This window comes from Saccharothrix sp. NPDC042600, assembly GCF_040647305.1.
Lineage (GTDB): Bacteria > Actinomycetota > Actinomycetes > Mycobacteriales > Pseudonocardiaceae > Actinosynnema > Actinosynnema mutabilis.
The window spans coordinates 46,235-68,866 of record NZ_JBEZBW010000017.1; the positions used below are offsets into that span (position 1 = coordinate 46,235).

The window sequence follows — 22,632 nt, forward strand, 5'->3', positions numbered from 1 at the left end:
CGGCCGGACACGACGGTGCGTCACCGGGAGCGGTAGGCCCGTTCCACGGTCTGCACCACGGTGTTGCCGCGGGTGTCGCGGGCCTCGGTGCGCAGCCACACGTCACCGGACACCTTCGGCGCGGTCACCGACCACCGGCCCGTGTCCACCGCCTTGGCCGGCAGGTCGGTCCAGGTCGTCCCGTCGAGCGAGTAGGCGATGCGCGACCACAGCACGGGTCCCGCGCCCCGCGCCCCGGTGTGCGAGGCCGCCGCGACCTCGAACGTGTCCCCGGTCAGCGTGTTGGCGGCGTCCAGCGGCAACCGGTAGTCGATCTGGACCAGCGGCTGGAACGAGCACCGGTCGCCCTCCGCGCACGCGAACCCCGCGGGCGGCGGGGCCTCCGACCGCGCCGAGGTGAAGTGCCACGTCGTGGTCACCCGCTGGGCGTGCCCGAACAGCAGGGTGCTGGGCGCGCCGGGCTTGCCCGCCCCGGCCATCACGTCGGTCACCTCCAGCCGGTACTTCGCGCTCTCCGGGGCCATCCGGAAGCGGGGGAACCGGGCGTAGGGGTCCGGCACCGGGGCGATCTCCTCCGCGCCCCGGAACAGCCGGGCGGTCGTGGTGGTGAAGTACCTGGAGTTCTCCTGCGGGCTGACGTGGTGCTCGCCGTCCACCCACTCCAGCGCCGGGGTGAACAGGTCACCCTCCCGGCAGTGCGAGCACGGCACCCGCCACCGGCCCGCCGCCCACGGCGCGAGCGCCGGGTGGTTGGCAGGCAGTTCGACGGCCGCCGAGCGCACCGGGGCGCGGAACCAGTGCTCGTCCGGCGTCGCGGTCCGGCCGGGCCGGTGGACGCCGAACTGGTTCATCGACAGGGTCGCCGCCGTGCCCGCCGCGACGTTCGTGGTCCGCTTCCACAGCGTCCGGTCGTCGGCCGGGCCGGTGTACTCCGTCCACGTCCCCGGCAGCGGGATGGGCGTGCCCTGGATGAACTGGGTCTTCCACAGCTTGTCCGGGAAGGCGTACCAGCTCTTGAACCCGGTCACGCCGGGCCGGTCGGCGTGGTAGGTGGTCCTGGTGGCGACCAGGTCCGCCGGCCCGAACCGCCGGGCGTGGTCGGCGGGCACGCCGTTGCGGTCCACGACGTCGAGGTTGAACATCGCCGCCGGCGCGGCCCGCACCGTGAAGACGGCCTCCGGCGGGCCGGTGCGCAGCGCCTCGCCCTCGCGCCGGTCCAGGGAGAACACCGGCAGCGGCTGGTTGCGCAGCGGGGCGATCGGGATCGCTCCGGGCACGTCCACGTAGGCCACCAGCGCCGCCGCGCCGGCCTGCGCCGCGCCGCGGGCCGCGTTCGCCACCGCCGTGTTCACCGCCGTCACCGGGTCGCCGCCGCCGGTCGGCGCGGGCACCCGCAGCAGCACGGCCTTGCCCCTGACGTCGGCGCTGTCGGGCGGGACGACGGCGAGGCGGTGCTCGCCCGGCCACGCCGCGGTCACCGACCCGATGTCGTACACCGGGCTGAACCGGACGCCGCCGGCGCTGAGGTCCACGGCCGGGTCCGAGCGGACCGCGTAGTCCTGCAACGAGATCGCGCCGACCCGGGTGGCCGGCGCCGGGGTGACCCTGGTCTCCCAGTCCGCCCCGCCCGCGCTGACCCCGACCTCGGTGATGCTGCCCGGTCGGTAGTCCTCGGGCGACACGACGCGGCGCAGCGCCACGGTCCGGTCCCGTTGCTCGGTGCGCGTGGTGGTGCCCAGCGACACCGGGACCGTGGCGCGGGAGTCCAGCGTGATGGTGGTCGGTCCGTCGACCGCGACCTCGGCGGCGCTGAGCCCGTACCAGCGCCGCGCGGTCAGCCCGACCTCGGAGGTCCAGCCCAGCGCCGAGTAGGTGCCCCGGCGCACCATCACGCGGCCCTCGCCGTTGACGATGCCGACCTTCTGCACGTTCTGGTCCACGAACGGGTCGTTGCCGCCGCCGGCCCCGAGCGTGTCGTCCACGAGGTTGACGGTGGCGCGCTTGGCGGGCGCGCCGGCCGAGTCGAGCACCCGGACCGTCACCGCGACCAGCGGCGCGGGGTGGTAGGTGCTCACCGGCGTCCGGATGGTGTCGCCGCCGGGGGTGGTCGCGACGACCGTCCCGCCGTACACGCCGAACGCGCCCTCGTCGGGGTCCACGGCCACGGCGGCGTCGGCGGTCGAACCGGGCGGCAGCGTCACCGCGCCCGCGGCCAGCCGCATGCTGTCCGGGTCGGGCCTGCCGCCGTCCCACGACTGCACGGCCAGGGCCAGGTCGGCCCGCACGGCGGCGTCGCCCGCGTTGCGCAGCGTCACCGGGCGGTGCACCGGCTCGGTGCCCTCGACCCGGCCGAAGCTCGCCGACGCCGGACCCGTCGCGCGCTGGGTCACCGCGCGCGCCACGTCGAGGCGGCCCGCGCCCTGCTCGAACCACTTGTGCCCGACGTCCTTGGCGGTGGAGGCGAGGGCGTCCTTGATGGCCTGGCCGGTCCAGTCCGGGTGCTGCTGGGCGAGCAGCGCCGCCGCGCCGGCCACGTGCGGGGTGGCCATCGAGGTGCCGGAACCGGCCGTGTAGCGCTCGTCCACCGGCGAGCCCATCGAGGTGCCGGCGGCGCGGGCGGCGACGACGTCCACGCCGGGCGCCACGATCTCCGGCTTGACCAGGGCGTCGCGCAACCGCGGGCCGCGGCTGCTGAACCAGGCGAGCTCGTCGTCGCGGTCCACCGCGCCCACGGTGAGGGCCCGCGCCGCCGCGCCCGGCGTGCTGATGGTCCGGTTGCCCGACCCGGAGTTGCCCGCCGCGACCACGAACAGCGTGCCCGTCTTCTCCGACAACGAGTCCACCAGCTCGCTCATCGGGTCCGCGCCGTCGGTGACGCCCGCGCCCAGGCTGAGGTTGACCACGTCGGCGCCCTGCTCGACGGCCCACTCGATGCCGGCCATCACCTGCGACTCGTCGCCCGCGCCGGAACCGTCGAACACCTTGGCCGACAACAGGGTCGCGCCGGGGGCCACGCCCCGGTACTTCCCGCCCGAGGCGGCTCCCGTCCCGGCGACGGTCGAGGCGACGTGCGTGCCGTGGCCGTGCCGGTCGACGCCGTCGCCGTCGGCGGTGAAGTCCGCCGAGGCGGCGACCCGGCCCACGAGGTCGGGGTGCCCGGCGTCCACGCCGGTGTCCACCACGGCGACCTTGACGCCGCTGCCGTCGAGGCCGAGCGCCCACGCCGCCGGCGCGCCCACCTGGACCGTGCTGCGGTCCAGCAACGCCTTGACCTTGCGGTCCAACGACACCTTGGCCACGCCGAGGTCACCGGTCTTGAGCGACTGCCAGACGTGCGGGGTCCGCGCCTTGTCCACGCGCGCGCCCACCGCGTCCGACAGTCGCGTGTGGACGGTCAGGTCCAGCGGGCCGCCGTCGGGCTCGGCGATCACCGGGATGGTGCCGGTCTCCCGGTCGGTGCGGCCGTCGGCGGCGAGCGCGGTGATGTTGAACAGGTCGGCGTCGAGCGTGCCCGCCTCGATCAGCGGGAGCGCGTCCGAGGGCTGCACGAACACGCCCTCGCCGGTCGTGGTGGTGAAGAACGCCGGTCGGGAGCCGTCCTCGCGGGCCGCCGGCTCGACCCGCGCGGAGGACGGGTCGCCCTGGTAGGTCACGACGTCACCGGTGATCAGCGTGATGCGCTCCACCGGCGCGGTGAACGCGGCGGCGGGACCGTCGTCCGGCGCGGCCGGCGCGGCGGCGCCCGGTGGAGCACCTCCGGTCAACGACGTGGCGACCAGCAGTGCCACGGCGGCCCCGGAGCGGCGACGACTTCTCATGTGCGGCCTCCTCGGTTGCAGGGAACCCGAGGATGAGGCGGCGCGCGGCGTTCACGGAACCGGTGCGGGGGGCGGCAAGTCGCCGCCGGCGACTTGCCGCCACGCCACGAACCCCGACCGCGCTGCGGCGGTCGGGGCCCTCGGCATCCGGTCGTGGGGTGTGCGGTGCGGACGAACCGGATGTGCTGGTCACCCGGTGCTCAGTTCAGGGCTCCCGGGGTGGCGGTGTGCAGGGTGAAGTCCACCCGGTTGTTGTCGGTGTCCGTGCTCAGGACGTCCCGGGCGGACGCCACGCGCAGCAACGGGTCGACGTTGAGGTTGGTCATCGGCCGCGCCGCCTGGCCCTCGCGCGCCCTGGTGGTCGGGACGTTGTTGGAGAAGGCCACGCCGTCGATCTTCTGGCCCTGCTGGTTGCCCTGCGGCACGGTGTAGATCGCGACGCCGCCGAGGTCGGGGATGTCGAGCTCCTCCGGCAGCGGCACCTGCGTCACGTTCGGCGGGATGGTGCCGGCGAAGTTCTCGTGGACCAGCACCAGCATGTCGCCCTCCTGGCCGCGGGGCGCCAGTTGCGTGCCCGCGGGGAAGTCCACGGTCTCCAGCAACGTGCCGTCCTGCGAGTAGATCCGGACCTCGAACTGGCCGGCGGGCTCGAACGACTGCGTGCTCAGGTTGCGGATCTCGACGAACTCGTCCAGGTTGCCCAGCGGGCCGCGGGTCGCGACCTCGTTGACCACCAGCGACGACGAGATCATCGGCACGACCTCGTCACCCTGCTCCGGCGCTGCCTGGGCGAAGCCGGTCGTCACCGCTGCCGCGAGGAGTGCGAACGCGGCGGCACCGGTCGAAAATCGGCGCATGACATTCCTTCCAGAGATTTGTTCGCGCATTTTCCGGGTGCGGTCCGAAATCGTGTTCCCGGTCCTCGGGAGTTCGGCCGGACCGCGTTCCCCCTGGCCTCAATCCTGGCCTCGGCACCGGCTTGCGGAAAAGGGGCCAAATCGGCTGAGGGGATTTCCGCCGACCGCGCGCGTGCGTTCTTGGCGCTGTCGCCGGGCGGATGCCGCCGCCCGCTCCAACTCCTGCGTCGGCACCTCCAGGACGCGGCTGAGCCAGGTCCGCCAGTAAGGGCCGGGGATGCGCTTGCCCCGTTCCCAGCGGGACACCTCCTCACGGGTGACGCTGGCATTGCCGGAGGCGGCGTGCAGGCGCGTGGCGAGGTCGTACTGGGTCAGTCCGCGTCCCTGGCGCAGTTTCGGCAACATGGTGCTGATCGGTTCGGGTCTCGACTTCCGATCGTCGTCAAGCACGAGAGAAGACCTTCCTTGTCCGGCGCGGCGTCGAACGACCCGCACCGCGCCCGCCCGGCGGCGGGGCGACGCGGCGCGGGCGGTGGCCCCGGCGGGTGGGCCAGCCTTCGACGGTTCAGCCCGACCTCGCGGCGCCACCGGGATCCTCCGGGTGCGGGGCGCAGGTGAAGTCGGCGCGGTTGTCATCGGTGTCCGTGCTGTTGTCGTCACGGGACGGCGTCGTGGCGGTGCCGGCGCACGATCGGGCGGCATCGCGTTCGCGGCAGGGTGAACCGGGCGCGGTGGCGACGCGGTCGACCAGCGCGCCCCGCTGGTCTAGCAGCGCGACGCCGTCGCCCGCGACCTCGGCCACGGTGACCCTCGGCAGCCCGTCGTGGGCGCGGTCCAGGCCCGCGATCCGCAGGTGGCCGCGCGGCGGCAGCACGGTGCCGGCGGGCAGCTCCACCAGCAGGTCCCGCGCCGGGCCCGAACACGACTCGACCGACCAGCCGGCCAGGTCGACCGCCGCCGGCGACGGGTTGTGCAGGTCGACGAAGCCGGCGTGGCCGGCGGTGGACAGCGAGTGCACGCGGACGGGCGGGACACCGGGACCCGTGACCGTCGCGCACATCAGTGAGAACACAGCGATGTGGCGACTGACCGTAATCACGTGACACATTCTTGTGAACTCCGCGTGATCGTGCACGGGGCCAAGGTCCTCACCGGTGGCGGTCCTCCGACCCGTCGGCCGAAAATCGGGTGGTGTGCCGGTCCGTGGTGGGCCGACCGGCGCACCCGGCTCTTCTCTTTCCACCAATGAGCGTTCGTCACGAGCCGTCCGCTGTGAAATACCGGCCTACGCCGGAAATGTGAACGACGGCGCTTCGAATGGTAATGCGACCGCTTCCGTTTGTGGCGTCACGGAAGAAGTCCACGGCATTCCGACAGTCGGGTGACGCGCGCGCGGGCGACCCGGCGCGATCGCCGCGCTGAACCCGCCGGCAACCGGGTGATACCCGCCGGCGGCGCGGAACCGGCCGATGACAGCGCCCACCCGGCGCACTAGGACGGAACAGATGACACCCGACAGGTGCCCTACCGCCGCGCGGTCGGTGGTGAGCGATGGCCTGACCCTGCGCGCGGCGGACTACGGCGGCACGGTGGTGCTCTCCCTGATCGGCCGGCTCGACCTGTCCACGTACCCGGTGCTGCGCGACGGGCTGGTCGGGTACCTGGCCGAGCAGCCGACGGCGGTGGTCGTCGTGCTCGGACCGGGCTTCGAGCTGGGCAGCGACCCGCTGGCCGCGACGTTCGCCCTGGTGCGGGAACGCTGCCGCACCTGGCCGCGCGTGCCGCTGGCCGTGGTCGCCACGGTCGAGCCGCACCGGCGGATGCTGCGCCGCACCGACCTCCGGCGGTTCGTGCCCTGCTTCGACAGCGTCGCCGAGGCCCTGGCGGCGCGGGCGCCCGAACGGGAGCGGGCCGCGGTCCGCCTGACCGGCGACGACCTCCCGTACCGGGCGGGCGATGTCACCCGCCGGACGTGCACGGCGTGGGGCGGCCTGCACGGGGCGACACCCCGCGCGGTGCTGCTGGCCATCGAACTGACCGGGGTGGCCCGCGCCCTCGGCGAGCCCACCCCGTTGCTGCGGATCGAGCGCTTCCCGGACCAGCTCACCATCTCGGTCCGCCACACCCGCACCCCACCGACACCCGAACCGCTGCCGACCCGGGTCCACCGACTCGGCGCCGCCTGCGGCCGGACACCGCTACCGGGCGGCGGCGAGGTGGTGTGGGCGGTGATCACCCTGGCGTGACACCCCGGTCCGCGCTCGCCCCGGGTTCAGCCTCCCGTCGCCCTGGCCCTCGCGACGCGCACCCGAGCCACCAGGCACGCGACCACGACCACCGTCAGCGAGCCGACCAGGCGGTTCACGTCGATCGCGGGCCGCCAGCTCACCTGGCCGCCGCGGATCACGTAGGCACCCACCGGCCGCCCGCCGACGCCGATGCCACCACCCTCCCCGGTCTGACCGCGCTCGTCGGTCCCGCTACCCCCACCCGCACCACCGCTGACCGCGGCGGCCGGGATCACGGTCACACTGTCCTTCTCGTAGGGCTCCCCGTACACCCTGCGCACGGAGACGGCGTCCCGCGCGGCGGCGGCCAGTTCCAGCACCTTCATCGGATACCTCCCGAGCTCGTCGGTCACTCCCGACCGTAGGCGCGCGGGGCGCGCCGTGGGCGAGCCGTCCTTGCCCTTTCGCGAGGCCTGGGCCTTGAGCCCCTGGCCGGAACTCAGCGACAGGTCCGGTGGCTTCGGTGCGAACGCAGCAACAGCACCGCCAGCACCACGATCCACAGCATGGTCGCGTAGATGTTGAGCCGCTCCCACAACCCCATCCACGGCGTCGGCAGGTCGGACGGCACGTTCCCCGCGCCCCTCCCCGCCATGAACCCGCCCACCACCAGCACCGCGACCGTGCCGATCGAGTAGAACCGGAACGCACGGCCGAACGCCGCCGCCCCGAACCCCATCGCGACCAGGTAACACAGCGCACCCAACGCGGTGACCGTGATGTGCAGCGTGTCGGTGAACGTCGGCTCCACCCCGCGCATGTGCATCGGGCCGAACGCCGTGCCCACGATCCCGAGGACTTCCTTGACGACCAGCGCCACGGCGACCACGCGCACCGCACGCCGGCCACCTGCCGACAGCCAGACACCGCAACCGAAAGCGATCGCCATCACGCTGTAGACCAACATCAACGGGACGGCGAGCGCGGCGGTGGGAGCGCCGATCGCGAACAGCTCGCTGACGGTGTGGTCGGCGAAGCGATACCCCTCATACCGGCTCACGAGCAGGCCATCGACCACCACGTAGTACACCGGCGCCACGAGGCCGAACCACAGCAAACCCCGCCGCACCACCGTGCGCCGACTCCCCAGCGTTGCGCTCACCACGACACTTCCCCCGAAATCGACCCGATCACCGGAACGCCGCAGCGGACAACCGAAAGCGGCGTGATGACGACGTGCGCCGGACGGGACTGGGCGCAGTACCGCCACGCGATGCGCGCGAGCACCATCCCGGGCACCGCTCGGGCACGTCCCCGCACGAGCAGCCGTTCACCGCCGTGCCCGCCCTCGCCGCCGAACAGGACCATTCCCTCAGGGTGTTCAGGCGCGCCCGCTCCTGACAGGGCCCTCCGACGCCCGACGCCCGTGACCTCCGCCCCTGTCCGACCCGCTCCCGGGTCCGGCCCGCTGAATCACACGAGCCGGTGGTGACCTTGTGCTCTGCCGGCCCGGCGATGACCGGAGGAGCGTTGGTCCCAGAACCCCAGCGGCCCCGAGGAGGAACCGATGTCCGCGAAAGACCACGTCCCGACCACGACCGGACGGCGCACGGTCAAGGACCGGGTGCGTGCGTTCAACCGGCGCTTCTTCAACCCGTTGATGCTGTTGTTGGCCGGCCGCAGTCACTGGTACGCGGCGGCCATCCGGCACATCGGCCGCCGCACGGGCCGCGAGTACGCCACGCCCGTGATCGCGGTGCGCGTGGACGACCGGTTCGTCATCCCGCTGCCGTACGGGATCGCCGTGGACTGGCTGCGCAACGTCCAAGCCACCGGCCGCGCCACCCTCGACGCGAAGGGCGAGCACTACCAGGTGGTCGCGCCGCGCGTCGTCGACGCGACCACGGCCTTGCCACTGCTGGCACCCGTGCGCCGGAAGATCTGGCGGCTGTTCCAGATCGAGCACTACCTCATGGTGACCATCGAGGCCCGGGTGCCCTGAACGCCCGCAGGTCATCCCCAGCGAGGAGGCACCCATGACCACCGCAGTGGACGTGGACACCGCACGCGTCGAAGTCCGGCACGTCCGCGGCGAGGAGTACGCGGTGCGTCTGCGCGACCACGAAATCCTCCTGAACGACGGCAGTGGGACGCGCATGGGGGAGCGGGCGGCGTTCCGGCCGCCCGCTCCGTGGTGTCGCTGGCCGAGGTGAACCGCGCAGGCGGCCATTCCGCCGCCCACATTCAGGCGCGGCGGCGGGCGGCGAGCGCCAGCAGGGCGGTGCCCGCGATCAGCAGGAGTCCGCCGACCAGGAGGAACGTGCCGGGGGTGAAGCCGGTGTTCGCCAGCGCGGCGGTCTGGTGGAGAGCGCCGGGCGGGTGGTCGCGCACCTTGGAGAAGCCCAGCGGCGGGAAGCGGGTGGTGGTGCTCTCCAACGGCGTGGTCGTGGTGGTGGTCGTCGTGGTGGTTTCCGACGGCGTGCCCGTGGTGCTCGTGGTCGTGGTCGTGGCGGTGGTTGTCGTGGTCGTGTCGGTGGTTGTCGTTGTGCTGTCGGTCGTCGTGGTGGATGTGGTCGGCTCGCCCTTCGCCTCCTCGGCGGTGGGATGCCGGTCCGACACCTTCTCGGCGGTCCAGGCGGTCACCCCGGGCGGCTCGGGGCGGTCGGTGGCGTCCGCGACGCCGATGCCGTGCGCGGCGACGAGTGCGACCAGAGCCAGTCCGCCGGTGAGACCGGCGAATCTCCTTGTCCTCATGAGCTCGATCTTGACCACAGTGGACGGCCCGTACTGGCTTGAACAGGTCGAATCAGTCCGTCGGGTAACACATGCGCCTGATCGGGCAAGTTCAACCGCCGGCGGGGTCGAGGGTTTGCTGTCGGGCTCGACACCGATGGCGAGGCCCGAGAGGCGTGGTCCCGGTGGCGGGTGCCATGCTTGTCCCGCACCGAGGTGGTACGGCAGTGGCCAAAACCTTGGTTGCCCCGCCATCCGCTCAACGGCCGGATCGCGCTCTTGCGCCGCTGCCTCCGCCGGACAGCGGCGCGGGTTCCCGCTTCGGGGGTCGTCGGCCCGGCGCCCACCAGTTGAGGTCGCCGAGCACCGCCATCGTGGCCGGGACGAGCAGGCAGCGCACGATGGTCGCGTCCACGGCGATCGCGACCGCCATGCCGACGCCGAACATCTTGATCGTCGGGTCGTCGTTGGGCACGAACGCCAGGAAGACGCCGACCATGATGGCCGCCGCCGCGGTGATCACCCGGCCGGTGCCGATCAGGCCCTCGCGGACCGACCGCAGGTTGTCCCCGGTCTCGCGCCACCGCCGCTGGACGTCGCTGAGCAGGAACACCTCGTAGTCCATGGAAAGCCCGAACAGCAGGGCGAACAGCATGAGCGGCACGAAGCTCGGGATCGGCGCCGGACCGGACAGACCGATCCACGTCACGCCCCAACCCCACGTGAACACCGCCGTGAGGACCCCGTAGGCCGCGCCGATGGAGATCAGGTCCATCACGGCCGCTTTGAGGGCGAGCAAAGGTGCCTTGAAAGCCGGTAGCAGGATGGCGATGGACAGCAGCAGGACCACCCCGATGACCAGCGGCAGCTTGTCGGTGACGCGGTCGGCGAGGTCCACCCTGGCGGCGGTGGGGCCGCCGACGTGCACGGTCATGCCCGGCACGGACAGCTCCCTCAGGCGGTGGACGAGGTCCGCCGTCGCCGGGTCGCCGCCCGAGGTCTCGGCGGTCAGCGGGAACGTGACGACCCGCCCGTCCCCGGAGGGCGTCACCGGTCCGACGGCGGCCACCCCGGGACGGGTGCGTGCCGTCTCCACCAGCGTGGTCACCCGCGGGTCGCCGGTGCCGGTGACCGGGGTGTCGAGCCGGCCGAGCACGGTCAGCGCCGAGCCCTTCCCCGGGCCGAACGCCGCCGCGACGACGTCGTGCGCCTGGCGGGCGGCGGTGGACTCGGGGGAGTGCCCGGCGTCGAGTTGGCCGAACCGCAGGTCCACCGCCGGTGCGGCGAGCAGCGCCAGCACCACGAGCGCGGCTGCGCCGGCGGGCCACGGCCGGCGGGTGACCCGGTCGGCCTGGCGCGCCCAGGAACCGCCCGCGCCGCGGTTCAACCGGTTGTGCAGGGCCCCGCCGCGGGCGAGCCGTTTCCCGGCGAACGAGGTCAGCGCGGGCAGCAGGGTGAGCGCGGCGAGGACGGCGAACAGCACCGCGAGCCCGCACGTCCAGGCCAGCGTTCGCAGCAGCGGCACCTCGGTCAGGCCGAGACCCGCGAGCGCGACCGCGACGGTCGCCCCGGCGAACACGACCGCGGTGCCGGAGTCGGCGGTCGCGCGGTCGATGGCGTCGGGCACCGACAGCCCCGACCGCGCGAGCGTGCGGAACCGGTTGAGCAGGAACAACGCGTAGTCGATGCCCACGCCGAGCCCGACCATGAGGGCCAGGGTCGTGGCCTGGGACGGGATGGCGGTGAGGTTCCCGGCGAGCCCCACGACCTGGAGCGTCACGACGACCGCGAGCGCCGAGGCCACCAGCGGCAGCACCGCGCCCAGGAGACCGCCGAGCGCGAGGAAGAGGACGACGGCGGCCAGGGCCAGCCCGAAGTACTCGCCGCCGGTGCTGCCGGAGCCGTCGAGGACCTGGGCGAGCGCGCCGCCGGGCAGCACCCGCAGGCCGGCGTCGGCGGCGGGCCGGGCGGCGTCGGTGACGGCGCGTGCGACGGGTCCGGTCAGGTCGGCCCGACGCATGTCCAGGCCCACGGTGAACAACCCGGTGGTCCCGTCCTCCGACAGCGTCCCTTCCCGCGTCGAGGGCGGTTTCACGGCCGTGACGTGGTCGGCGGCTCGGAGGGAGGTGAGCGTCGCCGTCAGCACGCCGGAGCGGGTCTCGTCGTCCAGGCGTCCGTCGCGGGTCACCAGGATGATGGTCGCGGAGGTGAGCGGGGTTTCGGGTGACGCGGTGAGGTCCCGGACGAGTTGGGCGTCGGTGCCCGGCAGGCTCACGTCGTTGTCCGTCGGCGTGCCGATCACGCGTGCCGCGGTCACCAGGGCCAGGACCAGCAGGACCCAGGTGGCGATCACGAGGGACCGGTGGCGCACGGACGCCCTGGCCAACGCCGAGACGGCCCGTGCCGCCCGGCCGTCCGGTAACGCAGCAGTCATCGGCACTCCAGCACTGTCGGGTCCCCACCGCGGCGCGGACGGCCGCTCGTCCGGGGACATCCTCGCCGACACCTGCCGAGCACCCGCCGGTGGCCCGGCTCTCCAGTGCCACAGGGTTCGCGGGTGCGGACACCGACAGGGCGTCACCAGTGCCGCAGGCGTTCCGCCATGCGCGCGTGTGTCTCGACGTCGATCGAGCCCTCGGCAAGGCGCATGTCCAGCGCCCGGCGAGTGGCCGTCACCGGCCGGCGCAGCGACAGCACGGCCACCGACAGCGCGGCCCCGATCACCACCAGTCCCATCAGGACCAGCAGGGTCGTCGGGTCGAAGCCGGGTTCGAGGTACCGGTGCACGTCACGTCCTTCCGTCGCCGTCCATTACGCCATCCGGCCCCGCGCCGCCGCCCCGGCCGAAGGTCCCCGATCCGGCGGGCCCGACGTCCCGGGACACCTCCGCACGGGCCGACGACACCGACGGCTCAGCGGCCCGACCGCGCGGAGCGGATCACCCGGCGGTCCACGCCGCCGCGCCGCGGGCGGTCGCCTCGTACACCGCGTTGGCCAGCCTCGCGCCCCACCGGGAACGCGGCCCGCCGTACCGCTCGCCACCGCCGGGCTCCGCGCAGACCACCACCGCGTCGCTGGGCGTGCCGGTCGCGTCGAACCCGGTGTCGCGCAACGCCTGCGCCTTCGCCTCGGTCGCCGTCACCACGGCGTTGACCAGAGCCGAGTCGTCGAGCGGCGCCGGAACCCAGCAGACGGTGTTGATCGTGCCGGCGGTGAACCGCGTCGGTTCTTCCGACAGCGGCACCGGCCGCGCCGCGTTCACCGGGTGCGTCAGCCCGACGGTCGTCACGCACTCCACCCCGTCGTCGGCACCGGTGGTGTACCGCAGGACGCGCGCCGCGGTCAGCAACCCGACCCCGGGACCCTCCAGCCGCCGCTCACCGGCCAGCGAGTTCAGGTGCTCGACCGGATCACGGTGGTACTCGTCGTGCACCTCGACGTTGAGCACCCACCGACACCCGCCCAGTCCACCCCCGACCACGGCGGTGGACACCGCACGCACCTCCACCGGGAACCGCCACACCAACGCCGGACGACCCACGCCCGGCTGGGCCCACACCTCGGGCTCAAGCACCAACACGAGCCGCAACGCTACCGCCCGCGCCGGTGCGCGCTCGTCGCCCCGGGCGACCGGGACAGCCTCGGCCCGGTGTGCGTCCGTCGCGACGACCGATGAGGAAGGTGGCCGGGGCTGGTGACCTTGTGCCCTGCCGGATCGGTGGTCCGCCGGGGCAGTGTCGGCTTCGGGCGCTTCGCCGGGCCGGTGGGGCGACCCGCGTTCACCGCCATTGGAAACGGAAGCGAGACAACAATGTCCGCCATTCGGAACGGCATCGCCGTCACCTCGCTCGTCACGCTGCTCACCGCGACCCCCGCGGTCGCGGAACCCGACCATCGACCCGTCACGCTCGTGGAGCTGCTGCCGTTACCCGGTGACGCGTCGACATCCGCGCGGGACATCGCCGAGGACGGCACGGTGGTCGGGTCCTCGACCCCGCGCGGTTCCCTGTCGCCCCGGCGGGCCGTGCGCTGGGACACCTCCGGGGCACCCACCGACCTGGGCACGTTGGGTGGTGCCACCAGCACCGCGGACGCGGTGAACCGGCACGGTGTGGCCGTGGGCCACGCCCAGCGCGCGGACGGCCGCACGCACGCCGTGAGCTGGGACCGTGACGGCCGCATCCGCGACCTCGGCACCCTGCCCGGCGGCCAGAGCAGCCAGGCCTCCGGCATCGGCCCGGACGGGACGGTCGTGGGCACGTCCTCCACCGCCGACGGGTCGCGGCACGCCGTCCGCTGGGACCCGGAGGGCCGCATCACCGATCTGGGCCTGCCCGCCGGCACTGAGGGCAGTTGGGCCAACCAGGTCAACGCGGCCGGTGACGTCCTGGGCGGCGCGTCGGTCCACACGGGCGGCATCAAGGCCGTGCTGTGGGACCGCGAGGGGAGGATGACGGTTTTGGAAGGGCTCGGCGGGTCCGGCGCCTACGCCTGGGACCTCGGGGAGGACGGCACGGCCGTCGGCCAGGCCGAGACCACCGCCGCCTCCCACCCGGTCCGCTGGGACCATGCCGGACGGGTGACCAGGTTGTCCGACCTCTCCGGCTCCGCCAACGCCGTCGGCCGTGACGGCACGGTCGTCGGGCGGGCCGGTGGCCAGGCGTTGCGGTGGGACCGGCGAGGTGTGCCGACCACGCTGGACCCCGGTGCCGGCGGCGAGTCCGCGTCGGCGGCCGACATCGACCGCCGAGGTCGGGTGGTGGGCGCGGTCCAGCGGACCGACATCGCGGCGACCCGGGCGGTCCGCTGGGACCGGCGCGGCCACGTCACCGAGCTGCCCACCCCGGCGGGCGCCGTGAACGGGGGTGCGGCGAAGAGCAACCGGCGCGGGCAGGCGATCGGTGGTTTCTCGTTCGCCGGCGGGGGTTTCCGCGGCGTGTTGTGGCTGTGACGACGGACCGCGCCGACCCCGGCTGGCCCGAGCTGTCGAGGGACGCTGCCCTTGAGGCCGTCCGTCCGCGCGAGACGCCGTGAGCCCGGCTGTGGCAGCGTGACGCCATGTTCGCCTCGGCCACGCGGGAAACCACAGCGACGAGCGGACATGTGCCGCGCCCAGCCGCACCGATGCCCACCAACGCGGGGTTGCTCGCCTTGCAGCGTACGGCGGGCAACCGCGCGGTCGGCGGTGCGGTGGCCGCTCGGACCGTGGACCACGGTCGCCGCATCCTCGCCGACATCGACCGCGTTCGTGGTGTCCTGGCGGGCCTGCCGCCCCGGTGGCGTGCGGCGCTCGCGCCGGCGGCGGACATCATCGAGGCGCGCCGCCCGGCGCTGGGGCCCGCCGACGCCGCGGCGCTCGTCGCCGCGTTCGACCGCCGCCGCCTCGCCCCGGCGGCCCGGGCGGTCGAGCAGGGACTCCGACGACGGGGACCCGGGACGCCGGTGCAGCGGCTGGCCCTTCCCGCCGCGCCGCCGACGACGGTGCCGTGGGTGGCGCGGCTGGTGCAGGCCGCTGTCGCGGCTGTCGGGGCCGAGGGGTTGGTGGTGCTCGCCATCGCGGTGCTCGTGGTGCTGATCATCATCATGCTGTTCGACCTGGGGCCGGGGTACCGGCCGGACTGGCTGCCTCCGCTCGGTCCTCCCGCCGGGGAGCCCGCGCAGGAGCCCGAACGACCTCGCCCCGCCGAGCCGCCGACGGCAACCGGTCCCGGCCCGGGTCCGGGACCGACGCCGGGTCCCACGCCGGGTCCGACGTCTGTTCCGACGCCTGGTCCCGGACCGGCTCCGGCTCCTGGGCCGGCTCCTGGGCCGGGGCCGACCATCGGTCCCTCGCCGGCGCCGTTGCCCGCGCCCGGACCCTCGCCAGCGCCCGCACCTGCGCCCGCACCCGCACCTGCGCCCGGACCCGCACCGGCGCCAGGTCCGCCGAAACCGCCGCCCGGAGACCACATCAACCTCGTCCTGCCGCCCCCCAAGAGCAGCCCCGACCAGATCACCCGCTACCGCGGCATGCTGGGCAGGCTGGAGGACGACCCGGCGTACGCCCGACCCGCGACCGCGCAGGAACGGGTGTGGGACCAGGGCGTGCGGCCCGGCGGGTCCGGCGACCTCGGCCAGTCCGGGATGTCCCCGCGGACGTTCCGGCGCGGTCTCGCCGTGCTCGGTCTCACGGCCGAGTCGGAGCGCAGGCTCGTCAGCCTGCTGTTCCGGCCGAACTGGGACCGCAACGGCACCCGCCACCCACGCCGGTTCCAGGTGGACCACATCGTCGAACTCCAGGTCGTGCGGCCCGCCGATCGCGCGGTCATGGACTCGTTCTCCAACTACGAACTGCTCGACAGCACGTCGAACGGCTCGTCCGGCTCCCGCCTCGCGGCCAACATCACCGCCGAACGCGCCCGACTGGCCGCGCTCTACGGCCCGATGTGGCTGACGGCGGTCCTCCGGTTCACGCAGATCGTCCCGACGCCACCGCCGTCCGGGCAGCGGTGGACCTCGGCCGAGATCGAGGCGGGTGTGCACATCGACGTGCGCGAGCGCATGGGCCGTTGACGCGCGGCGCGTCAGTCCACCGTGGCCGCCGAGTCCCGTGGTCGTCGCTGTGCGGCCGGTGTCGTCGGCTGGACGTCGCTCCGGGCCGTTCTCGTCACGACCAAGACCCGAGGTGCTCGGCCTGGACGAGTGGCACACGCCGTTGCGCGCTCACGATCGACCCGTCCATCATCGGGTGACCGGGCCGAGTGGTCAGGGTGCGGGTGCGCGGTCGCGGCGCAGGTGTTCGCGTAGGACTTGCAGCGCTCGGTGCTGTGCCACGCGTACCGAGCCCGCGCTCATGCCCAACGCCCGCGCGGTGTCCTCCGCCGACAACCCGACGGCCACGCGCAACACCAGCAGCTCCCGCTTGGCCTCGGGCAGCAGCCGCAACAGTTCCGCCACCCTCTCGGCCTGCTCGCGCCGCAACAGGTGCTGTTCGGGTGTCGGATCGGGATCGACGACCTCGGGCGGCTCGGCGGTGAGGTCGGCGCGGTCCCGGACGGATCTGCGGATCGCGTCCACCACCTTGCGCGCCGCGACGCCGTAGACCAGGCGCACGAACGAGTTCTCGCCCCGTGCCCGGAACGAGGGCAGCACCTGGAAGACCCCGAGCAACGCCTCCTGGACCACGTCCTCCACCGACGCGGCGTCCAGCCACGGCAACCGGCCTCGGCAGTACCTCGACACCAAGGGCCGTGCCGCCGCCAACACCTGCTCCACCGCACCTCGATCCCCCGCCACCGCACGCGACACAGCGCACTCTTCGACGTCCACCAGCCCCTCCCGGCTGTGGTCGGGCAGCCCGGTGCGCCTGCACCGGGCTGCCCGCTCGGCGTCCTACTGGTTGTGGTGGACTTCGATGTCGATGGAGCCGTAGCCGGTGTTGCCGGCCTTGTCGGTCGCGCGGTAGGTGACGGTGTAGATGCGCCCGCCGCCGGTGCCGCTGCGTTCGGCCCTGACGTAGATGCGGCCGTCCTCGGTGATCTCGATGTCGTCGGCGGTGGTGCCGTCGCCTTGGCCGTCGTCGGGTTCGGTGCTGGTGACGCCGACCAGTTCGACGGTGGGGGAGGGGTCGGTGTCGTCGGTCGCGGTGACCTTGGTGTCGATGTGGACCATGCGGTGGTTGGGCGGCCAGATGCTCGTCGGTGTCGCGGTCACGGTGACGGTGGGCGCGACGACGTCGCCCGGGGCCACGGCCTCTTCGAAGATCTTGCGCAGGATCTCGGCGTAGTCGGCGGCCGACCCGTTCGGGCGGAAGAAGAACAGTCCACCGGTCTCGCGGGCGAGTTGTTCGAACACGACGCGGGCCGAGGGCGTGGCCGCCGCCGTGCCGAGGCCCGCGGTGGCCGCGACGCAGTCGCCGGAGAGCATCACGTGGACGGGAACGCCCAGGCCGCGCGCCCGCGCGATGGCGGGGCCGATGTCGCCGCTGTGCGGTGAGGCGTCGGTGACCAGGACGATCTCGCCGGCGCTGTCCTCGTCGGCGGTCAGCCGGTCCAGGGCCATGTTCAGCGCGCCGAGGGAGTCCTCGGGGCAGTCGCCGCCCCCGCCGGCGGACAGGCCGTTGACCGCGGCGATCGCGGCGGCGGTGTCCTCGGTGTTGGCCAGGCGCAGGGACGGGCTGTCCTTGAAGCTGATCAGCTCGTAGGAGACACCGCGTTGCACCTGGTCGTAGTCGGTGTTGCGGGAGCCGATGAAGCCGGCCAGCGCGCTCTTCACGCCGGCGAGCTCGTTGCCCATCGAGCCGGTGTCGTCCACGGCCAGTTCCACCCGCAGCGGCGGCCAGGTGGCGACGACGTTCTGCACCTTGACCTCGCCGCCGCACGAACCGGTGTGCGTGGTCTCCATCGCGGTGCGGTTGATCGGGTTGCGGGCGCCGCCCGCGGCTTTGAGGATCCGGAAGTCCACCTGGGCGCCGGTGGTCAGGAAGTCGTCGGCGAAGATGAACCCGTTGCGGATGCCGCCGACGGGGTCCCGGGAGACCGTGGAGGCCATGAACCCGCTGACCGCGGCGGTCTGCGCGCCGAACGGGCAGGTCACGACGGTCTTGCCCTGGCCGACGATGTCCCCGCCCGCCGCCCGGATCGTGGAGACCACGCTGCCCAGCCCGAAGAAGACGCCCGCGGCGCCGACCTCGCCGCGCGGGTCCTCGACGGTGATCTGCTTGGTGGCGCGGTCGATGCCGTAGACCTTCGCGGGGTCGAGCTGGTTGAGGTGCTGGAGGCCGAGCCCGTGCAGCAGTTCCCCGAGCAACGGCTCCTGCGCCACCGCGGCCCGGCTGTACTCCGCCGACAGCTCGGCGAACCCGGCGATCGGTGTGGTCGGATCGGTCTCGGCGGCCGCGTGCGGCGCCCAGGAACACATCCCCAGGACCAACGCGGCGACCGGTAAGAGTCTTCGTGCTGTCATGTTCCCTCTTTCGATCGGGTGATGCGTACTCCCGACGTGTCGCGGCCCCTGCACGCGCCGTTATCCCCACGGCCGGACATCACCCGTCCGGCCCCTGCCGGCCGATGCAGCAGTTGCGGAGGTCTTGGGCGGACCGGTGCTGCGGTATAGCTGGTTCGTCGGTGGTGATCGGTCCGGGATGACCTGGGGGACGGCATGTCCGATGTTCGGGGCCGGGGCGCGGTGGTGCTGCCAGTCGTGGGGCTGGCGTGGGTGGCGCTGGCCGCCGTGGGCGCTTCGGCGGGGTTGTTCGAACGTTCGGTGGGGTCGCCCCCGATCCGGGTGGCGCTGGCCGCCGGCGTGCCCGTGCTCGTGGCGGGGTTGGCGTTGGCGTTCTCGGGCCGCTTCCGGGCTTGGGCGCGGTCGCTGGACCTGACGTTGCTGGTGACGATGCAGGGCTGGCGGGTCGCGGGGTTTGTGTTCTTGGCGTACTACGCCGTGGGCCTGTTGCCGGGCGGGTTCGCGCTGCCGGCGGGCCTCGGGGACCTGGTGGTCGGCCTCACCGCGCCTTTCGTGGCCAGGCGGCTGGACCGGGGTCGCGGGTGGTTCCTGGCATGGACGGTGTTCGGGGTGCTGGACTTCGTGGTGGCGGTGACCCTGGGGGCGATGCACGACGTGGGCGCGACCGGGGTCCTGGCGGACGGCACGGTCTTGACGGCTCCCATGGCCCACTTGCCGTTGGTCCTGATCCCGACCGCGGCGGTGCCGTTCCTGACGATCGTTCACATGCTGTCGCTGGTTCGGGCACAGCACCGCTCAGCTCTCGCAACGTCCGTGAGTTCGCGGTGGTAAGCGGTCCCTGGGCTGGTGGACGATCGCGTCAGTGCCCGGACAGACGGGGAGGGTCGCACGTCGTGCGACCCTCCCCGGTCGGATGTGCAGCATGCGACGTCGCCAACTTGGCTGTGAGTCGCTGCGTGCGATCAAGTTTGTGCACAGTCGAACCCGCCTACGGTGAGGGATGTTCGACGGCATCACGAGTCGAACGGTGTTCGTTGAATGCCACCGGGCCGAGCGAGCTCGCCCTTGTCGTGCCGTTCCACGCCTCTCTCCACCCGGTCCTCCTTCTTCACCATCAGCCGCAGACTGAGGACCACTCCGACGGCTATCAGGAGCGGTGGCGCCAAGGCTTGAGCGATGATCCAGTTCCCGGTTCCCGCGGTGAACACCATGACCGTGTACGCCATGACCACCGTCGTGACTCCTGCCATTCGACGCAGGTCCCACAGGTTGAGGTGCGCATCGGCTCCCGCTGTCGGCCATCGGGGTCCGTGTTTCGCGACGACGCGTCGACACCGTCGGGACTTGGTCGCGTGGTTGGCCAATCGGAGCTCCTTGCCGGTGAGCACCCTGGGTACGGCCGTGCCGGCGGGCTGCGCCGGCGAGTCGAACCAGACGATCTGCGACTCGCTCGCCGCGCCCTCCGAGCACATCGCCGCCCAGTAGGCCTCGAAGACGCGTGAAGCCCTCGGTGCGACCAACGACACCGCGCAGCCCCGGAGGTCGGGCCGATAGCCCTCCTCTTGACCGGTGAGCAGGAACTCGTCCGGATTCGGCAGAGCACCGGACGCGAACAGGCTCGACGGCGTTCCGGGGCACAACGACGCCGCGTCGCTGACCACGATGACCTGCTTCGGCGCCCAGGCGCGCACCGCGAACCGCATCGCCCAGGCCAGTCCCTCCAGCCGGTGGAGCAGCTCCTCCTCCGACGACCTGCGCCGAGCGCGGACCGCGGTGACCACCCGACCTCGACCCGACCTCGGTCCGGCCACGCCGAGGTACCGTTCGAGCATCGTGTCGCTTTCATCCGACAGGCGAGCGGGGTGCACGACGTTCAACTCCAGTGGATCGGTCTGCTTGCCGTCCACCGTCACGAAGACCACCGTCAGGCGCTCGGAGTGCGGGTAGCCGGCGGTGAGTTGTCGCAGGAGGAGCTCGCGGACGCGGGTGAAGGCCGACAAGCGGTCGTCGGGGCGGTGGACCTCGTCGAGGATGACCATCAACGGCGGTCGCCACCCGGTGTCCGGGACGCGCGGCTCGAAGGCCGGTGGGTTGCCGGGTCCGTCGACGACCTCCTGCGGCCGCGCTGTCGGCGTCGCGACGAGGTTCGCGCTGCCCACGACCACCGGCTCGCCGGTCAGGATGGTCTTCCAGGTGCCGGTACCCCGGTGCGAGAACAACGCGTGTGCGCACCTCCTGGCCAGCGCCAACGCGTCTTCCGCTTGTTGCAGTGCTCCCTGTGCGTGCGGCGGGCGGTCCTCGGCCGGCTCCACCGCGAGCGAGATGTCGATCTGCTCGCGCAGGGCGGAGGACTCCGCTATGAGGAACGCCCCGACCGCACCCAGGATCTCGTCGATCGAACGCTCCTCCTCGTGCGTCGTCGGTGGTGGCGCGTTGGCCACGCTTTCGTGGGTGTCGTCGTCGGGCATCGCGCCGAAGAGCCATGACTCCAGTGCGTGCCAACGGTCGGCGGGGGTTCGGGCCCGCACGGGATTGATCACCCCGTCGGGTCGCAGGCTCAGGCGAAGGTGAACGTTGTCCAGGGCGATGACACCTTCGCTCGCCTTGATCAGGATCGCCCTCCGGAGTGCCCCGGCGACGTTCTTGCCGAGCGGACCGAAGCGCGTCGGGCTCTGGTCAAACATGAAATCCAGAATGACACGGGCCGGTTCGGCGGCACCAGGACAATCATGAATGCGGGCGGTGCGTGCGCGAATTCATGAACGGTATATTGCCGGCCGACGAGTTGACCTAGCCTCCGACGCATGACAGACGCCGAGGTTCCGCCGCCGGGAATCGAGGGAAGCGCCCGGGCGCCGGACCGGTCCGGTCCCGAGGTGGTGGCGGTGGCCGGCGGCGCCGCCGGCGCTCGACCGTCACGACCCGAAGACCTCTACCGCGACGCCTACGCCTTGGTCGTCCGCGGCCCGGGTCTCCCGAGCGAGCGGTTGGTGCAGGAAGTCGTGTCGCAGTGCGAGGCGCACGGCGTCGACGTGGTCGTCCAGCCGGTCGCGGATGTCCGGCTGGGCACGCTGGGCCGCTACGACATGGTGTTCCTCGTGCTGGAGGTTCCGCACACCGGACGCGACGCGAAGATCATCCACGTCTCGGTCGAGTTGCTCAAGGAGTACCGCCGCCGCCGGCCCGAAAAGCTGGGCGCGATCCTGCAGGCCGGGCGTCGGATCCCGGGGGCCGGTGCCGTGCGGCTGGTCCTGTGGGCCCCGGGGCGCGACGCCGATGGTCCCGACCCGACGGTCGGGTGGCCCCACTGCACCAGGAAGGTCGTCGCGGACCACCGGGACTTGGGCGACCTGTTCGAGGTGTACCGGGGAGGTCCGGACGACGATCCCTCGGAAGCCCTGATCCTGCACGGCCGCAGGTGTTGGGCCCTCCTGCGGTCATGGGGGGTGCGGTCGTCGGAGGAGGTCTCGGAAATCCTGCGCATCATCCTCGACTGCGTCAGCCACTACGACGACGAGAGGTTCTCGACGACGCGCAGGCCGCTGCGCGGGGTGTCCGACCACAACCGCCTCAAGTTGGTGCTGGAGGAGCCCCAGTTGAAGCCGAGGTCCCAGGACTTCCCGCGCATCGACGGGAAGACCTACGAACGGAAGAAGACCAACTTCAAGGAGTCCGGGGCGAAGGTCGTCCGCTACACCAGGGAGAAGATCAACGACGTGTACCCGTGGGTGTCGCGTCCGAACGGGCGCGACAAGACCAAGGGCAGCGTCGCGGAGTTCCACGAGTTCTACCAGGCGCTGACTTACGTGAGCAACCTGCCGGCGGAATTCCGACAACGCCTGAACGAGCCATGATCGACTCGCCCGGACCGCTCATGAATGGTTCATGAATCCAGTGCCGCCGGAATCATGAAAACATGCGGGAATCACGCATCTCGCCCGCCGAAATGCGGTGTGCGCCTGCGACAACTGTGGTGTGAACATCGATCAGCGGCGCATGTGCGCGAAGACCCAGCCCCACCCCCGGCCGACGCCCTCCGCGACGTGCGTCGGC

Annotated in this window: 21 protein-coding genes; 7 read left to right on the forward strand and 14 right to left on the reverse strand. The window is 72.7% G+C overall.

Annotation, left to right across the window (positions count from 1 at the left end; translation table 11 throughout):
* Nucleotides 1-20: 20 nt before the first annotated feature.
* From AB0A74_RS14430 to AB0A74_RS14445, 4 genes are all read right to left on the reverse strand, one after another.
* Nucleotides 21-3,818 carry a S8 family serine peptidase gene (locus AB0A74_RS14430; protein WP_358249451.1) on the reverse strand — a complete coding sequence of 1,266 codons (3,798 nt, stop codon included), beginning with the start codon at nt 3,816-3,818 and terminating at the stop codon, nt 21-23.
* Between the two features lie 200 nt (nt 3,819-4,018).
* Entirely contained in the window at nt 4,019-4,675 is a 657-nt protein-coding gene (locus tag AB0A74_RS14435) for a lamin tail domain-containing protein (RefSeq protein ID WP_358249453.1), read from the reverse strand.
* 99 nt (nt 4,676-4,774) lie between these two features.
* On the reverse strand, nt 4,775-5,125 hold the full coding sequence (locus tag AB0A74_RS14440; RefSeq protein WP_358249455.1) for a helix-turn-helix transcriptional regulator: 351 nt from the start codon (nt 5,123-5,125) through the stop codon (nt 4,775-4,777).
* A 115-nt stretch (nt 5,126-5,240) separates the two neighbouring features.
* Nucleotides 5,241-5,735 (reverse strand): lamin tail domain-containing protein, encoded by a 495-nt coding sequence (locus AB0A74_RS14445; protein WP_358249457.1) that lies wholly within the window; start codon nt 5,733-5,735, stop codon nt 5,241-5,243.
* Nucleotides 5,736-6,180: 445 nt separating this feature from the next.
* Between AB0A74_RS14445 and AB0A74_RS14450 the strand changes: the two genes are divergently transcribed.
* A complete protein-coding gene (locus AB0A74_RS14450) occupies nt 6,181-6,921 on the forward strand; it encodes a hypothetical protein (protein ID WP_358249458.1) in 741 nt (246 codons plus the stop codon).
* 26 nt (nt 6,922-6,947) lie between these two features.
* Here the strand turns inward: AB0A74_RS14450 and AB0A74_RS14455 are convergent, their stop codons facing one another.
* The 3 genes from AB0A74_RS14455 to AB0A74_RS14465 form a co-directional block, all read right to left on the reverse strand.
* Nucleotides 6,948-7,289 (reverse strand): spore germination protein GerW family protein, encoded by a 342-nt coding sequence (locus tag AB0A74_RS14455; RefSeq protein ID WP_358249459.1) that lies wholly within the window; start codon nt 7,287-7,289, stop codon nt 6,948-6,950.
* 113 nt (nt 7,290-7,402) lie between these two features.
* Nucleotides 7,403-8,065 (reverse strand): DUF998 domain-containing protein, encoded by a 663-nt coding sequence (locus AB0A74_RS14460; RefSeq protein ID WP_358249461.1) that lies wholly within the window; start codon nt 8,063-8,065, stop codon nt 7,403-7,405.
* Nucleotides 8,062-8,271, reverse strand: a complete 210-nt coding sequence (locus AB0A74_RS14465) for a hypothetical protein (protein ID WP_358249463.1) — start codon at nt 8,269-8,271, stop codon at nt 8,062-8,064. The genes AB0A74_RS14460 and AB0A74_RS14465 overlap by 4 nt, the downstream gene beginning before the upstream one ends.
* A gap of 199 nt (nt 8,272-8,470) precedes the next feature.
* On the opposite strand from AB0A74_RS14465, the gene AB0A74_RS14470 reads away from it, so the two are divergent.
* On the forward strand, nt 8,471-8,905 hold the full coding sequence (locus AB0A74_RS14470; protein ID WP_358249465.1) for a nitroreductase family deazaflavin-dependent oxidoreductase: 435 nt from the start codon (nt 8,471-8,473) through the stop codon (nt 8,903-8,905).
* Nucleotides 8,906-8,939: 34 nt separating this feature from the next.
* Complete coding sequence (locus AB0A74_RS14475) at nt 8,940-9,116, forward strand: hypothetical protein (RefSeq protein ID WP_358249467.1); 177 nt, start codon at nt 8,940-8,942, stop codon at nt 9,114-9,116.
* A gap of 31 nt (nt 9,117-9,147) precedes the next feature.
* On the opposite strand, the gene AB0A74_RS14480 is transcribed toward AB0A74_RS14475, so the two are convergent.
* The 4 genes from AB0A74_RS14480 to AB0A74_RS14495 all read right to left on the reverse strand — a co-directional run bounded on the left by AB0A74_RS14480 (nt 9,148) and on the right by AB0A74_RS14495 (nt 13,216).
* Nucleotides 9,148-9,657: a hypothetical protein gene (locus AB0A74_RS14480; protein WP_358249469.1), complete on the reverse strand. Its 510-nt coding sequence runs from the start codon at nt 9,655-9,657 to the stop codon at nt 9,148-9,150.
* Nucleotides 9,658-9,895: 238 nt separating this feature from the next.
* Nucleotides 9,896-12,070 carry an MMPL family transporter gene (locus AB0A74_RS14485; protein ID WP_358249471.1) on the reverse strand — a complete coding sequence of 725 codons (2,175 nt, stop codon included), beginning with the start codon at nt 12,068-12,070 and terminating at the stop codon, nt 9,896-9,898.
* A gap of 143 nt (nt 12,071-12,213) precedes the next feature.
* A complete protein-coding gene (locus AB0A74_RS14490; RefSeq protein ID WP_358249472.1) occupies nt 12,214-12,423 on the reverse strand; it encodes a hypothetical protein in 210 nt (69 codons plus the stop codon).
* Nucleotides 12,424-12,574: 151 nt separating this feature from the next.
* Complete coding sequence (locus tag AB0A74_RS14495; protein ID WP_358249473.1) at nt 12,575-13,216, reverse strand: adenosylcobinamide amidohydrolase; 642 nt, start codon at nt 13,214-13,216, stop codon at nt 12,575-12,577.
* A 231-nt stretch (nt 13,217-13,447) separates the two neighbouring features.
* Between AB0A74_RS14495 and AB0A74_RS14500 the strand changes: the two genes are divergently transcribed.
* Both AB0A74_RS14500 and AB0A74_RS14505 read left to right on the forward strand, forming a co-directional pair.
* Nucleotides 13,448-14,587 (forward strand): hypothetical protein, encoded by a 1,140-nt coding sequence (locus AB0A74_RS14500; protein ID WP_358249474.1) that lies wholly within the window; start codon nt 13,448-13,450, stop codon nt 14,585-14,587.
* A 173-nt stretch (nt 14,588-14,760) separates the two neighbouring features.
* Complete coding sequence (locus AB0A74_RS14505; protein WP_358249476.1) at nt 14,761-16,188, forward strand: hypothetical protein; 1,428 nt, start codon at nt 14,761-14,763, stop codon at nt 16,186-16,188.
* A 192-nt stretch (nt 16,189-16,380) separates the two neighbouring features.
* Here AB0A74_RS14505 and AB0A74_RS14510 read toward each other — a convergent pair whose 3' ends face one another.
* Together AB0A74_RS14510 and AB0A74_RS14515 are read right to left on the reverse strand one after the other, a co-directional pair.
* Nucleotides 16,381-16,890, reverse strand: coding sequence for a sigma-70 family RNA polymerase sigma factor (locus tag AB0A74_RS14510; RefSeq protein ID WP_358249478.1), 510 nt, complete (start codon nt 16,888-16,890; stop codon nt 16,381-16,383).
* A gap of 117 nt (nt 16,891-17,007) precedes the next feature.
* Nucleotides 17,008-18,579: a VWA domain-containing protein gene (locus AB0A74_RS14515; protein ID WP_358249479.1), complete on the reverse strand. Its 1,572-nt coding sequence runs from the start codon at nt 18,577-18,579 to the stop codon at nt 17,008-17,010.
* A 195-nt stretch (nt 18,580-18,774) separates the two neighbouring features.
* On the opposite strand from AB0A74_RS14515, the gene AB0A74_RS14520 reads away from it, so the two are divergent.
* A complete protein-coding gene (locus tag AB0A74_RS14520; protein WP_358249481.1) occupies nt 18,775-19,410 on the forward strand; it encodes a hypothetical protein in 636 nt (211 codons plus the stop codon).
* Between the two features lie 182 nt (nt 19,411-19,592).
* On the opposite strand, the gene AB0A74_RS14525 is transcribed toward AB0A74_RS14520, so the two are convergent.
* Complete coding sequence (locus AB0A74_RS14525; RefSeq protein WP_358249483.1) at nt 19,593-21,263, reverse strand: hypothetical protein; 1,671 nt, start codon at nt 21,261-21,263, stop codon at nt 19,593-19,595.
* Between the two features lie 120 nt (nt 21,264-21,383).
* On the opposite strand from AB0A74_RS14525, the gene AB0A74_RS14530 reads away from it, so the two are divergent.
* Nucleotides 21,384-22,433: a hypothetical protein gene (locus AB0A74_RS14530; RefSeq protein ID WP_358249485.1), complete on the forward strand. Its 1,050-nt coding sequence runs from the start codon at nt 21,384-21,386 to the stop codon at nt 22,431-22,433.
* The last annotated feature ends 199 nt before the right edge of the window (nt 22,434-22,632 follow it).

Bases quoted from the DNA above. Each gene is read 5' to 3' on its own strand.
- AB0A74_RS14430 (WP_358249451.1), bottom strand. From the start codon at position 3,818: ATGAGAAGTCGTCGCCGCTCCGGGGCCGCCGTGGCACTGCTGGTCGCC.
- AB0A74_RS14435 (WP_358249453.1), bottom strand. From the start codon at position 4,675: ATGCGCCGATTTTCGACCGGTGCCGCCGCGTTCGCACTCCTCGCGGCA.
- AB0A74_RS14445 (WP_358249457.1), bottom strand. From the start codon at position 5,735: ATGTGCGCGACGGTCACGGGTCCCGGTGTCCCGCCCGTCCGCGTGCAC.
- AB0A74_RS14450 (WP_358249458.1), top strand. From the start codon at position 6,181: ATGACACCCGACAGGTGCCCTACCGCCGCGCGGTCGGTGGTGAGCGAT.
- AB0A74_RS14455 (WP_358249459.1), bottom strand. From the start codon at position 7,289: ATGAAGGTGCTGGAACTGGCCGCCGCCGCGCGGGACGCCGTCTCCGTG.
- AB0A74_RS14465 (WP_358249463.1), bottom strand. From the start codon at position 8,271: ATGGTCCTGTTCGGCGGCGAGGGCGGGCACGGCGGTGAACGGCTGCTC.
- AB0A74_RS14470 (WP_358249465.1), top strand. From the start codon at position 8,471: ATGTCCGCGAAAGACCACGTCCCGACCACGACCGGACGGCGCACGGTC.
- AB0A74_RS14475 (WP_358249467.1), top strand. From the start codon at position 8,940: ATGACCACCGCAGTGGACGTGGACACCGCACGCGTCGAAGTCCGGCAC.
- AB0A74_RS14480 (WP_358249469.1), bottom strand. From the start codon at position 9,657: ATGAGGACAAGGAGATTCGCCGGTCTCACCGGCGGACTGGCTCTGGTC.
- AB0A74_RS14485 (WP_358249471.1), bottom strand. From the start codon at position 12,070: ATGACTGCTGCGTTACCGGACGGCCGGGCGGCACGGGCCGTCTCGGCG.
- AB0A74_RS14500 (WP_358249474.1), top strand. From the start codon at position 13,448: ATGTCCGCCATTCGGAACGGCATCGCCGTCACCTCGCTCGTCACGCTG.
- AB0A74_RS14505 (WP_358249476.1), top strand. From the start codon at position 14,761: ATGCCCACCAACGCGGGGTTGCTCGCCTTGCAGCGTACGGCGGGCAAC.
- AB0A74_RS14515 (WP_358249479.1), bottom strand. From the start codon at position 18,579: ATGACAGCACGAAGACTCTTACCGGTCGCCGCGTTGGTCCTGGGGATG.
- AB0A74_RS14520 (WP_358249481.1), top strand. From the start codon at position 18,775: ATGTCCGATGTTCGGGGCCGGGGCGCGGTGGTGCTGCCAGTCGTGGGG.
- AB0A74_RS14525 (WP_358249483.1), bottom strand. From the start codon at position 21,263: ATGTTTGACCAGAGCCCGACGCGCTTCGGTCCGCTCGGCAAGAACGTC.
- AB0A74_RS14530 (WP_358249485.1), top strand. From the start codon at position 21,384: ATGACAGACGCCGAGGTTCCGCCGCCGGGAATCGAGGGAAGCGCCCGG.